This is a genomic window from Rhodococcus sp. NPDC127527, assembly GCF_042672245.1.
Lineage (GTDB): Bacteria > Actinomycetota > Actinomycetes > Mycobacteriales > Mycobacteriaceae > Rhodococcus_G.
Window position 1 is genome coordinate 231,668 of the sequence record NZ_JBHXVP010000006.1, and the last position, 11,009, is coordinate 242,676.

General features: G+C 69.9%; 13 protein-coding genes. 7 read left to right on the forward strand and 6 right to left on the reverse strand.

Translation table 11 applies throughout. From position 1 onward, the window contains the following. Positions 1-30 precede the first annotated feature (30 nt). From ybeY to era, 3 genes are read left to right on the forward strand one after another with little or no spacing between them, the layout of a single operon-like run. Positions 31-573 carry an rRNA maturation RNase YbeY gene (gene ybeY / locus ACFVH2_RS13055; protein ID WP_378424196.1) on the forward strand — a complete coding sequence of 181 codons (543 nt, stop codon included), beginning with the start codon at positions 31-33 and terminating at the stop codon, positions 571-573. After that, positions 570-1,907: a hemolysin family protein gene (locus ACFVH2_RS13060; RefSeq protein ID WP_378424198.1), complete on the forward strand. Its 1,338-nt coding sequence runs from the start codon at positions 570-572 to the stop codon at positions 1,905-1,907. The genes ybeY and ACFVH2_RS13060 overlap by 4 nt, the downstream gene beginning before the upstream one ends. Next, positions 1,897-2,817, forward strand: a complete 921-nt coding sequence (gene era, locus ACFVH2_RS13065) for a GTPase Era (protein WP_142097505.1) — start codon at positions 1,897-1,899, stop codon at positions 2,815-2,817. The genes ACFVH2_RS13060 and era overlap by 11 nt, the downstream gene beginning before the upstream one ends. A 22-nt stretch (positions 2,818-2,839) precedes the next feature. On the opposite strand, the gene ACFVH2_RS13070 is transcribed toward era, so the two are convergent. Genes ACFVH2_RS13070 through ACFVH2_RS13080 form a run of 3 tightly spaced genes read right to left on the reverse strand, consistent with a single transcriptional unit; the run spans position 2,840 to position 5,634 of the window. Beyond that, positions 2,840-3,574, reverse strand: coding sequence for a polyprenol monophosphomannose synthase (locus tag ACFVH2_RS13070; RefSeq protein ID WP_378424201.1), 735 nt, complete (start codon positions 3,572-3,574; stop codon positions 2,840-2,842). A gap of 46 nt (positions 3,575-3,620) precedes the next feature. Further along, on the reverse strand, positions 3,621-4,202 hold the full coding sequence (locus ACFVH2_RS13075) for a TetR/AcrR family transcriptional regulator (RefSeq protein WP_378424202.1): 582 nt from the start codon (positions 4,200-4,202) through the stop codon (positions 3,621-3,623). Continuing rightward, positions 4,177-5,634: an amidase gene (locus tag ACFVH2_RS13080; protein WP_378424204.1), complete on the reverse strand. Its 1,458-nt coding sequence runs from the start codon at positions 5,632-5,634 to the stop codon at positions 4,177-4,179. Before ACFVH2_RS13080 ends, ACFVH2_RS13075 begins: the two co-directional genes overlap by 26 nt. Positions 5,635-5,791: 157 nt before the next feature. Between ACFVH2_RS13080 and recO the strand changes: the two genes are divergently transcribed. The 3 genes from recO to ACFVH2_RS13095 are packed head-to-tail and all read left to right on the forward strand — an operon-like array spanning position 5,792 to position 7,768. After that, positions 5,792-6,601, forward strand: coding sequence for a DNA repair protein RecO (recO, locus tag ACFVH2_RS13085; protein WP_378424206.1), 810 nt, complete (start codon positions 5,792-5,794; stop codon positions 6,599-6,601). Next, entirely contained in the window at positions 6,558-7,370 is an 813-nt protein-coding gene (locus ACFVH2_RS13090) for an isoprenyl transferase (RefSeq protein ID WP_378424208.1), read from the forward strand. Before recO ends, ACFVH2_RS13090 begins: the two co-directional genes overlap by 44 nt. Next, the gene (locus tag ACFVH2_RS13095; protein WP_378424210.1) at positions 7,367-7,768 is read left to right on the forward strand and encodes a hypothetical protein; all 402 of its coding nucleotides are present in this window, start codon (positions 7,367-7,369) and stop codon (positions 7,766-7,768) included. The genes ACFVH2_RS13090 and ACFVH2_RS13095 overlap by 4 nt, the downstream gene beginning before the upstream one ends. 70 nt (positions 7,769-7,838) lie before the next feature. Here the strand turns inward: ACFVH2_RS13095 and ACFVH2_RS13100 are convergent, their stop codons facing one another. The 3 genes from ACFVH2_RS13100 to ACFVH2_RS13110 are packed head-to-tail and all read right to left on the reverse strand — an operon-like array spanning position 7,839 to position 9,416. Beyond that, the gene (locus ACFVH2_RS13100; RefSeq protein WP_378424212.1) at positions 7,839-8,567 is read right to left on the reverse strand and encodes a Clp protease N-terminal domain-containing protein; all 729 of its coding nucleotides are present in this window, start codon (positions 8,565-8,567) and stop codon (positions 7,839-7,841) included. Positions 8,568-8,622: 55 nt separating this feature from the next. Then, positions 8,623-9,045: a Fur family transcriptional regulator gene (locus tag ACFVH2_RS13105; RefSeq protein WP_378424395.1), complete on the reverse strand. Its 423-nt coding sequence runs from the start codon at positions 9,043-9,045 to the stop codon at positions 8,623-8,625. A 2-nt stretch (positions 9,046-9,047) separates the two neighbouring features. Beyond that, positions 9,048-9,416: an ArsR/SmtB family transcription factor gene (locus ACFVH2_RS13110; RefSeq protein ID WP_378424214.1), complete on the reverse strand. Its 369-nt coding sequence runs from the start codon at positions 9,414-9,416 to the stop codon at positions 9,048-9,050. 176 nt (positions 9,417-9,592) lie between these two features. Here ACFVH2_RS13110 and ACFVH2_RS13115 point away from each other — a divergent pair, with 176 nt between their 5' ends. Next, positions 9,593-10,984, forward strand: a complete 1,392-nt coding sequence (locus ACFVH2_RS13115; protein ID WP_378424216.1) for a glycine--tRNA ligase — start codon at positions 9,593-9,595, stop codon at positions 10,982-10,984. Positions 10,985-11,009 lie beyond the last annotated feature (25 nt).

Here is an 11,009-nt window from a genome sequence, read left to right on the forward strand (position 1 = left end):
TCCTGCAGGAATCCAGGAGAACGGCGTTTCATGAGCATTGAGGTATCCAACGAGTCCGGCATGGACGTCTCCGAGGCGGAGCTGGTCAGCGTCGCCCGGTTCGCGATCTCCCGGATGGACGTGCACCCGGCGGCCGAGCTGTCGATGGTGCTCGTCGACCTCGACACCATGGCGGACCTGCACATGCGCTGGATGGACCTGCCCGGCCCGACCGACGTGATGTCGTTCCCGATGGACGAGCTCGAGCCCGGCGGCCGCCCCGACGCGCCCGAACCGGGACCGGCCATGCTCGGCGACATCGTGCTGTGCCCGGCGTTCGCCGCCGACCAGGCCGCCAAGGCCGGCCATTCGACCGCACACGAACTGGCGCTGCTCACCGTGCACGGCGTGCTCCACCTGCTCGGCTACGACCACGCCGAGCCGGACGAGGAGAAGGAGATGTTCGCACTGCAGAACAGCCTCCTCGCCGAGTGGTACGAGGACCTCGCCCGGGCCGAGCGGGAGGCGGAACTGGCCGCCCGTGACCGGCGACTGCTCGGCAAGACCGGGTTCGTCGACGGTCCCGATCAGTGACCGGTGACATACTCCTGATCCTGCTCGCCGCGGTCCTCGTTCCCCTCGGCGGCGTGTTCGCCGCCGTCGACTCCGCACTGAACACGGTGTCCCCGGCCCGCGTCGAGGACATGGTGAAGGACGCCCGGCCCGGGTCGACGCGACTGCTGGTCGTCGTCTCCGACCGCCCGCGTTACGTGAACCTGATGGTCCTGCTGCGCATCGCGGCGGAGATCTGCGCCACCGTGCTGCTGGCCGCCGCGCTGCTGGACATGCTCGCCCGCGGCTGGGCGCTGGTGATCACCGCGGTGGTCATGGTGCTCATCAACTACGTCGCCATCGGTGTCGGCCCGCGCACCGTCGGACGTCAGCACGCGTACTCGATCGCGCTGGTCGCGGCGCTGCCGTTGCAGGCGATCGGCGTGCTGCTGTCACCGGTCAGCCGGCTGCTGATCCTGGTCGGCAACGCGCTGACCCCCGGCAAGGGCTTCCGCAACGGTCCGTTCGCCTCCGAGATCGAGCTGCGCGAACTGGTCGACCTGGCGCAGGAACGCGGCGTGGTCGCGGACGAGGAACGGCGCATGATCCAGTCCGTGTTCGAGCTCGGCGACACCCCGGCCCGCGAGGTGATGGTGCCGCGCACCGAGATGGTGTGGATCGAGGCCGGAAAGTCGGCCGGACAGGCGACCTCGCTCGCGGTCCGCAGCGGCCACTCGCGCATCCCGGTGATCGGGGAGAACGTCGACGACGTGCTCGGCGTCGTCTATCTCAAGGATCTGGTCCAGAAGACCTACCACGACGTCGACGGCGGCCGTGGCGTCACCGTCGCCGAGGTGATGCGGCCGGCCGTGTTCGTGCCGGACTCCAAGCCGCTCGACAGTCTGCTCGCGGAGATGCAGCGCGACCGAAACCACATGGCCCTGCTGGTCGACGAGTACGGCGGCATCGCCGGGCTGGTGACCATCGAGGACGTGATCGAGGAGATCGTCGGGGAGATCGCCGACGAGTACGACACCGACGAGACGCCGCCGGTCGAGGATCTCGGGGACGGACGATTCCGGGTGTCCGCCCGGCTGCCGATCGAGGACCTCGGCGAGCTGTTCGACCTCGAGACGGACAACGACGAGGTCGAAACCGTCGGCGGGCTACTGGGATACGAGCTCGGGCGCGTCCCGCTGCCCGGCTCGGAGGTCTCCGTCGCGGGTCTGGTGCTGCGCGCCGAGGGCGGCAGCGACGTCCGGGGCCGGGTCCGGATCAGTACAGTTCTAGCTTGGCGGGCACCACAACCGACACCCGAGTCCGAATCCGCCGACACCGCATCACCGATCGACACAGGAGCCGAACGTGAGCACTGACACCCAATTCCGTTCCGGCTTCGTCTGTTTCGTCGGACGGCCGAACACCGGCAAGTCGACCCTGACGAACGCCCTGGTCGGCACGAAGATCGCGATCACCTCGTCGCGGCCGCAGACCACCCGGCACACCATCCGCGGCATCGTGCACCGCGACCACGCGCAGCTGATCCTGGTCGACACGCCCGGACTGCACCGGCCGCGGACCCTGCTCGGTCAGCGCCTCAACGACCTTGTGCGCGACACCTATTCGGAGGTCGACGTGATCGGCCTGTGCATCCCGGCCGACGAGAAGATCGGTCCCGGCGACCGCTGGATCCTCGACCAGGTCCGGCAGATGGCGCCGAAGACCACGCTGATCGGCATCGTCACCAAGATCGACAAGGTCAGCAAGGAGAAGGTCGCCGAGCAGCTGCTCGCGCTGTCGAAGGTGCTCGGGCCGGAGACCGAGGTGATCCCGGTGTCGGCGGCGTCGGGCGAGCAGGTCGAGCTGCTGGTGGACGTGCTGGCCAAGGCGATGCCCGAGGGGCCCGCGTTCTACCCGGACGGCGAGCTCACCGACGAGCCCGAGGAGACCCTGATGGCGGAGCTGATCCGCGAGGCCGCGCTCGAGGGCCTCGGCGACGAGCTGCCGCACTCGCTGGCCGTCGTCATCGAGGAGGTCATCGAGCGCGAGGGCCGCACCGAGAAGCAGGGTGAGCTGCTCGACGTGCACGCGCTGCTCTACGTGGAGCGGCCCAGCCAGAAGGGCATCGTGATCGGCAAGGGCGGTGCCCGGCTGCGGGAGGTCGGGACCAAGGCCCGCACCCAGATCGAGAAGCTGCTCGGCACCAAGGTGTTCCTCGAGCTGCACGTGAAGGTCGCCAAGGACTGGCAGCGCGACCCGAAACAGCTGGGCCGCCTGGGCTTCTAGCGGGTCGGCGGTTCGGCCCGGGTCAGCGCTTGCGGCCGAACCGCAGCTTCCACGGCACCAGCGCGGACTCGAGCTGCACGCCGAAGCTCATCTTGGACACACCCTCGGTGCGCTCCTCGAAGCGGATCGGCACCTCGGCGATGGTCAGGCCGTGCTGGACGGTCCGGTAGTTCATCTCGACCTGGAACGAGTAGCCGTTGGACTCCACCGAAGCGACGTCGATGGTCCGCAGCGTCGACGCCCGCCACGCCTTGAAGCCGGCGGTCGCGTCCTTGACCCCGAGGCGCAGGATCGCGTTCACGTAGAAGTTCGCCCACGCCGAGAGCGCCTTGCGGTGCCAGGGCCAGTCCTCGGCGACCGCGCCGCCGTCGACGTAGCGGGAGCCGAGCACGACCGCGGCGTCGGTGTCGGCCAGGGTCGCCAGCATGTCCGGGATCACCTGGTAGGGGTGCGAGAGGTCGGCGTCCATCTGGATCACGACGTCCGCGCCGTCGTCGAGCGCGCGGGTCATGCCGGCCACGTAGGCGCGTCCGAGGCCGTTCTTCTCGGTCCGGTGCAGCACGCTCACCGGGAGCGGGCCGTCGGCGGCCAGCGCGTCGGCGACCTGGCCGGTGCCGTCGGGGGAGTTGTCGTCCACCACGAGGACGTGCAGTCCGGGAATCTCCAGCGTGGCGAGGAGGCTGACGATCTTCGTCAGGTTCTCGCGTTCGTTGAAGGTCGGAACGACGATGGTGGTCTTCTGGGCGACGCTGTCCATGGCACCTTTACGCAATCTGTTGTCCGCGAGCAATCGGCCGATTTTACTACCTGGGCAGCAGCATCAGGATCGCCGCGGAGATGTCCTGGCTGTCCCGACCGGTCGCGAGCCGGCGTAACTGCAGGCCGGCGATGGTTGCGACCAGCGTCGGGGCGATTGTGGTGGCGTTGGGCACACCGAGTCCCTCGAGGATGGTCACGGTCAGCGTGTCGTAGGCCGCGAAGCACTCGTCGGCCGCGGCCCGCAGCGCCGGGTCGCGGCCGGCCTGTATGTACAGCTCGAACGGCGCGACCCGCTCGGCGGCCCAGCCGAGGTCCCGGACCACCCGCTCGGTGAGCGAGGCCGCGTCCTGCACCGACAGTCCCTTGTCGCGATAGTGCTCGGCGAGCTCGGTCAGTCGGGCGGTCTCCTCGGTGACGAACCCGAGCAGCGCGTCACGCAGCATGTCGGTCTGGCTGGGGAAGTGGTAGGTGATCGACCCCAGCGAGACCTGCGCCTGCGCCGCGATGCGACGGTTGGTCACGGCGGCGATGCCGTCGGTGCCGATCACGTTGAGCACCGCAGCCAGGATCCGCTCTCGCACCGGCGCCTGTTCGGTCACCTCACCACCACTGCTCGGGACATTCACGGTCCCACCGTAGTTCGCGCTCGAGCTGGGCGGCCAGGGAGACCAGCATCGGCTCGGTGTTGTCGTGCCCCATCAGCTGCACGCCGCGCGGCAGCCCGTCGGAGGTGAAGCCGGCGGGTACGTTGACGCTCGGCCAGCCGAGGATGTTCCACGGCCAGGCGTACGGGCAGGCGGCGGTGACCACCTTGTCGGTCTCCATGTGGCCGATGCCGTCGATGGCGTCGACCGGCGGCGGCGGCGTGGCGGTGGTCGGCGCGAGGATCACGTCGAAGTCGTCGAAGATGGCCCCGATCCGGCGGCGCATGCGAGGTTCGGCGGCGCGGGCGGCCCGGAGCGGCAGGCCCCCGAGCAGTCGGCCGGTGCGCGCGTTGGCGAGCGTGCGCGGATCGAGCAGGGCGGGGTCGGGCACGCGGCCTCGCCACTGCTCGATCCCGGCCATCGAGCGCGGCAGGAAGTTCAGGCCGAACAGGATGCCGTAGGCGGGGTCGGCGACCACCACCTCGTGGCCCAGCTTGCGGAGGGTGTGCGCGGTGGCGCCGACCGCCGCTTCGATCTCCGGGTGCAGCGTCCGCGGCGTCGCGGTGAAGGGGATCTTCAGCGACAGGGCGATCCGGAGCCGTCCGGGCTCGCGGTCGACGGCGTCACGCACCGTCACCGGCGGGGGCTGGTGCAGGTCGCCCTCGTGGTTGCCGGCGACGAGGTCCATGAGCAGGGCCGCGTCGGCGACGGTCCGGGCGAGCGGGCCGTTGACGGTGATGCCGTAGAACGCCTCGGCCTCCGGCCAGGTGGAGATGCGGCCGCGCTGGGGCTTGATGCCGACCAGGTTGGTCCAGGATGCGGGGATCCGCACCGAGCCGGCGCCGTCGGACCCGAGCGCGGCGGGCACCAGCCCGGCCGCGACCGCCGCGGCGCTGCCGCCGGACGAGCCGCCGGGGGTCCGGTCGGCCGCCCACGGATTGCGGGTGTGCCCGAACGCGCCGCCGGTCAGCGGCCACTGGCCCAGCTCGGGGCTGTGGGTCTTGCCGACGATCACCGCGCCGGCCGCGCGCAGTCGGCGGACCATCTCCGAGTCGGCGGTCTTGGCGGGGAACTCGCCCGGGCAGCCGAACGCGGTGCCCTCGCCGGTGACGTCCACGTCGTCCTTGACCGCGATCGGCACTCCGAGCAGGGGCAGGCGCTCACCAGCGGCGATGCGGCGGTCGGCGTCGGCGGCCTCGGCGAGCGCCGCCAGGCGGCGGACGACCTTGAAGGCGTTGAGGGTCGACTGGCTGGCCTCGATCGCGTCGAGGCTGCGGGTGACCATCGCGACCGACGTGGTCGACCCGGTCGCGAGGGAGCGCGCGCACTCCTCGAGCGACGGCCAGCTGCGGCCGGACCCCGCGTTCCCGATCTCGACCTCGTCCACTCGCTGGTGCCCCACGTCCGCGCTCATCGTCGTCCCCTGTTTCATCCGCGATCTTCCCTGTTCGTTCGAACGAACAGTAGCAGCGGCTGAGTCGCCCGGGAGTCCTTTCGGTCCTCTGGCGGGCCGAAAGGTCTCCCGGCGCGGGTGTGCGGTGGTGTCCGGTCCGCGTGGGAGACTGGAGCCCGTGAGGCTGTATCGGGATCATGCGGTGGTGCTGCGCCAGCACAAGCTGGGCGAGGCGGACCGCATCGTCACCCTCCTGACCCGCCAGCACGGACTCGTGCGGGCCGTGGCCAAGGGCGTGCGCCGCACCAAGTCGAAGTTCGGGGCCCGCCTCGAGCCCTTCGCGCACATCGACGTCCAGCTCTATCCGGGACGCAACCTCGACATCGTCACCCAGGTGCAGACCGTCGACGCCTTCGCCGGGGACATCGTCGACGACTACGGCCGGTACACCACCGCCTGCGCGATCCTCGAGACGGCCGAGCGGCTGTCCGGAGAGGAACGCGCCCCGGCGCCGCGGCTGCACCGACTGACCGTCGGGGCGCTGCGCGCGGTCGGCGAGCAGGTCCGCCCCGCCGAACTGATCCTCGACGCCTACCTGCTGCGCGCCATGGGCTTCGCCGGCTGGGCCCCGGCGCTCGACGAGTGCGCCCGCTGCGCGGCCCCCGGTCCGCACCGGGCCTTCCACGTCGCGGCGGGCGGGGCGGTGTGCGTGCACTGTCGCCCGCCGGGCGCGGCCACCCCCTCGCCCGGGGTGCTGGATCTGATGGGTGCGCTCGAACGCGGCGACTGGGCCTACACCGAGACGACGTCCGCGGCGGTTCGGGCCCAGGCCAGTGGTCTGGTGGCCGCGCATCTGCAGTGGCATCTCGAGCGCCAGTTGCGGACCCTGCCGCTGATCGAGCGGTCCCGGCCGCATGCTCGTCCGGACGAGCTCGTCAGGCAGGATGGGGACCGTGATTCGACGACGCGAACCGCAAGCTCGGCCTGACCGCGCGATCCGGCCCCCGGCCCCACACCCGTCCGGCGCACGGCCCCCGATCCTGCAGCCCGAGCTGATCCCGCGGCACGTCGCGTTGGTGATGGACGGCAACGGCCGCTGGGCTCAGGAGCGCGGCCTGCCGCGCACCGCGGGCCACGAACGCGGCGAGGCGGTCTTGATGGACACCCTCGAGGGCTGCATCGAGATCGGCGTGAAATGGCTCTCGGCGTACGCGTTCTCCACCGAGAACTGGAAGCGCAGCCCCGACGAGGTGAAGTTCCTCATGGGTTTCAACCGGGACGTCATCCGGCGGCGCCGCGACGAGATGCACGAGATGGGGGTGCGGGTGCGCTGGGCCGGCCGGCGACCGCGGTTGTGGGCCAGCGTCATCAAGGAGCTCGAGATCGCCGAGGAGCTCACCAAGGACAACACGGTGATGACCCTGACGATGTGCGTGAACTACGGGGGTCGGGCCGAGATCGCCGACGCCGCACGGGAGATCGCGCGCCGGGTGGCGGCGGGCGAGCTGAATCCCGAGAAGGTCACCGAGGCGACCGTCGCGAAGTACCTCGACGAGCCGGACATGCCCGACGTGGACCTGTTCCTGCGCCCGTCCGGCGAGCAGCGGACCTCGAACTTCCTGATCTGGCAGTCGGCGTACGCGGAGATGGTGTTCCAGGAGAAGCTGTTTCCCGACTTCGACCGCCGAGACCTGTGGGCGGCGTGCATCGAGTACGCCTCGCGCGACCGGAGGTTCGGCGGGGTGAAGCAGCAGTGAGCGCCGGGACCGCGCAGGTGCTGCAGGACCGCGCCCGCGACGCCCTGTCGCACTTCGTGGAGGTACGCGAGTCCGACGACGGCTCACTGGGTTTCGAGTACGCGGGGGCGCTGTGCTCGCTGCGGGCGGTGAACCTCGCTCCCGGGCTGGACGTGCTGTCGGTGACGGCGGTGCTGGCCTGGGACCGCCCGGTCAAGCCCGCGTTGCACAAGAAGGTCGCCGAGAAGAACTCGTTGATGCAGTTCGGGTCGATCACGGTGATCACCCGCGGCAAGCTGGCCGACGTCATCCTGCGCTACACCTTCCCCGCCGCCGGGCTCGGCGACGAGGCGCTGACCACCATGCTGCTGCTGGTGCTGTCGGGCGCCGACCAGGGGCGTCAGGGGTTGTTGCCGTAGGCGGCTGTGCCGCAGTGGTGCGGATACGGAGTACCAGCCGTCCGTAACCGCACCACTGTGGCGGAGCCGCTTACTTCGGCGCCAGCGCGGCCAGGGCGGCGGTGAGGTCCGTCTCGATGCGCTCGCGGTCGACGCCGAGTCCGCTCAGGGGGCCGGCGCCGTCCTCGACCTCGAGTAGGGCAAGCAGGATGTGCTCGGTCCCGATGTAGTTGTGGCCCAAGCGAAGTGCCTGCCGGAAGGTCAGTTCGAGGACCTTGCGGGCCGCGGCGTCGTAGGGGATCAGCTCGGGCACCTCAGCGGCGGGGGAGGGCAGCGTCGCGGTGACGGCCGTGCGGACGGCCTCGGCGTCGACGCCCTGCGTGCCCAGCAGGACGAGCGCGAGGGACTCGGGTTCGGCGAGCAGGCCGAGGGTCAGGTGTGCCGGGGTGACCTCCGTGGCGCGCGCGGACTGAGCCTCGTTGTGCGCGGCCGCGACGACGTTGCGGGCCCGCGGGGTGAACTGGTTGAAGCCCTGGTTCGGGTCGAGGGTGGCGGCGCCGCCGGGGTCCTTCGGGGTGAAGCGCTTCTGCGCGGCCTGCTTGCTGACACCCATGCTGCGGCCGATGTCGGTCCAGGAGGCGCCGGTGCGGCGGGCCTGGTCGACGAAGTGCCCGATGAGGTGGTCGGCGACGTCGCCGAGGTGGTCGGCGGCGAGCACGGCGTCGGAGAGCTGGTCGAGCGGATCGGCGTGGACCTTCCTGATCGCGTCGATCAGGTCGTCGAGGCGGACGGAGGGCGTGAACTGCAGCGGTTCGGACATGCGTCAACTCTAGGTTGACGCTGCTCCGATCGTCAACCTTTGGTTGACGAATTCCTCAGGCCGTCGCGCAAGTGCGGCAGGTGCCGAAGATCTCGACCGTGTGGCTGACGTCGGTGAAGCCGTTGGCCTCGGCGATCGTGTGCGACCACCGCTCGACCTCCGGGCCGTCGACCTCGACGGTGAAGCCGCAGCTCCGGCACACCAGGTGATGGTGGTGGCCCGACGAGCAGCGCCGGTACACCGACTCGCCGGAGTCGGTCCGCAGCATGTCCACCGTGCCGGCCTCGGCGAGGGTCTGCAGGGTGCGGTAGACCGTGGTCAGGCCGATGCCCTCGCCGCGCTTGCGCAACTCGTCGTGCAGGTCCTGCGCCGAGCGGAACTCGTCGATCTCGTCGAGCAGGGCCGAGATCGCGCTGCGCTGCTTGGTGGCGCGCACGCCGACGGCGACGGGGCTGCGCTGGCCGGTCTTCTCGGTCACGGTCACTTACCTTCCTCGGCGTGGGCGACGGCGTCGACCACGATGTGTGCCAGGTGGTCGTCGACGAGACGATAGAGCACCTCGCGACCGTTGCGCTCGCCGCGCACGACGCCGGCCGACTTGAGTACCCGCAGGTGCTGGCTGATCAGCGGCTGGGTGACGCCGAGGGCCTCGACGAGTTCGTGCACGCAGCGCTGCTCCTCGCGAAGCTGCAGCACGATCGCGATCCGCACCGGTGCCGCCAGCGCGCGCAGGATGTCGCCCGCCGCGGACAGGGTGTCCTTGCCGGGCAGCGCCGCGGGTGGCGCGGTGCCCGTGGGCTCGTGCACGGTGGAATCGGAGTGCAGGTCGTCGGCGTCGGTGATGCTCACTCGTGCTGCTCCTCGCGTCGGGTCCCGGCAAACCTTATTGCAAACCAATTCCATTTTGATATGCACGAGTATGCATGTCAAACGCCGGTTGGGCCGCTCTCTGCGCGACCGATAGGCTGGTACGAGAAAACCGCACGTGACCGCAGCATCTATTACCCAGATGGAGAGCTTCCCCAGTGGCACCCAAGTCCAAGGTCGAAACCGTCGCCAACCTCGCCAAGCGTCGAGGACTCGTCTTCCCTTGCGGTGAGATCTACGGTGGAACCAGGTCCGCCTGGGACTACGGCCCGCTCGGCGTCGAACTCAAGGAGAACATCAAGAAGCAGTGGTGGCGCAGCATGGTCACCAGCCGCGACGACGTCGTCGGCCTCGACTCCTCGGTGATCCTGCCCCGCCAGGTGTGGGTCGCGTCCGGTCACGTCGGCGTCTTCAACGACCCGCTCGTCGAGTGCCTGAACTGCCACAAACGGCACCGCCAGGACCACCTGCAGGAGGCCTACGCGGAGAAGAAGGGCCTCGACAACCCCGACGACGTCGCGATGGACATCCTCGCCTGCCCCGACTGCGGCACCGTCGGACAGTGGACCGAGCCGCGCGACTTCAACATGATGCTCAAGACCTACCTCGGCCCGGTCGAGTCGGAGGAGGGCCTGCACTACCTGCGGCCCGAGACCGCGCAGGGCATCTTCGTCAACTTCGCGAACGTGCTCACCACCTCGCGCAAGAAGCCGCCGTTCGGCATCGGCCAGATCGGCAAGAGCTTCCGCAACGAGATCACCCCCGGCAACTTCATCTTCCGCACCCGCGAGTTCGAGCAGATGGAGATGGAGTTCTTCGTCAAGCCCGGCGAGGACGAGCAGTGGCACCAGTACTGGATCGACACCCGGCTGGCCTGGTACACGGACCTGGGCATCGACCCGGAGAACCTGCGCCTGCTCGAGCACCCCGAGGACAAGCTCTCGCACTACTCGAAGCGCACCGTCGACATCGAGTACCGCTTCGGGTTCCAGGGCAGCGAGTGGGGCGAGCTCGAGGGCGTCGCGAACCGCACCGACTACGACCTGCGCGTCCACGAGGAGTCCTCGGGTCAGGACCTGAAGTACTTCGACCAGGCCACCGGTGAGCGCTACACCCCGTACGTGATCGAGCCGGCAGCCGGTCTCACCCGGTCGCTGATGGCGTTCCTGGTCGACGCCTACCAGGAGGACGAGGCGCCGAACGCGAAGGGCGGCGTCGACAAGCGCACCGTGCTGCGCCTTGACCGTCGGCTCGCGCCGGTCAAGGCCGCGGTGCTGCCGCTCAGCCGCAACGAGGCGCTGAGCCCCAAGGCCAAGGACCTCGCCGCGTCGCTGCGGAAGAACTGGAACATCGAGTTCGACGACGCCGGCGCCATCGGTCGCCGCTACCGTCGTCAGGACGAGATCGGCACGCCGTTCTGCATCACCGTGGACTTCGACACCCTCGAGGACCAGGCCGTCACCGTCCGCGAGCGGGACTCCATGGAGCAGGAGCGGGTCTCGCTCGACAAGGTCGAGGGCTACCTGGCCCAGCGCCTGATCGGCGCCTGACGTCGCAGTGGTGTGGTTCCGGAGT

Excerpts from the sequence above, each read along its gene's own strand:
- ACFVH2_RS13070 (WP_378424201.1), bottom strand. The coding sequence starts at position 3,574 with ATGGACAGCGTCGCCCAGAAGACCACCATCGTCGTTCCGACCTTCAAC.
- ACFVH2_RS13100 (WP_378424212.1), bottom strand. The coding sequence starts at position 8,567 with ATGTCCGAACCGCTGCAGTTCACGCCCTCCGTCCGCCTCGACGACCTG.
- ACFVH2_RS13080 (WP_378424204.1), bottom strand. The coding sequence starts at position 5,634 with ATGAGCGCGGACGTGGGGCACCAGCGAGTGGACGAGGTCGAGATCGGG.
- ACFVH2_RS13090 (WP_378424208.1), top strand. The coding sequence starts at position 6,558 with ATGGGGACCGTGATTCGACGACGCGAACCGCAAGCTCGGCCTGACCGC.
- ybeY (WP_378424196.1), top strand. The coding sequence starts at position 31 with ATGAGCATTGAGGTATCCAACGAGTCCGGCATGGACGTCTCCGAGGCG.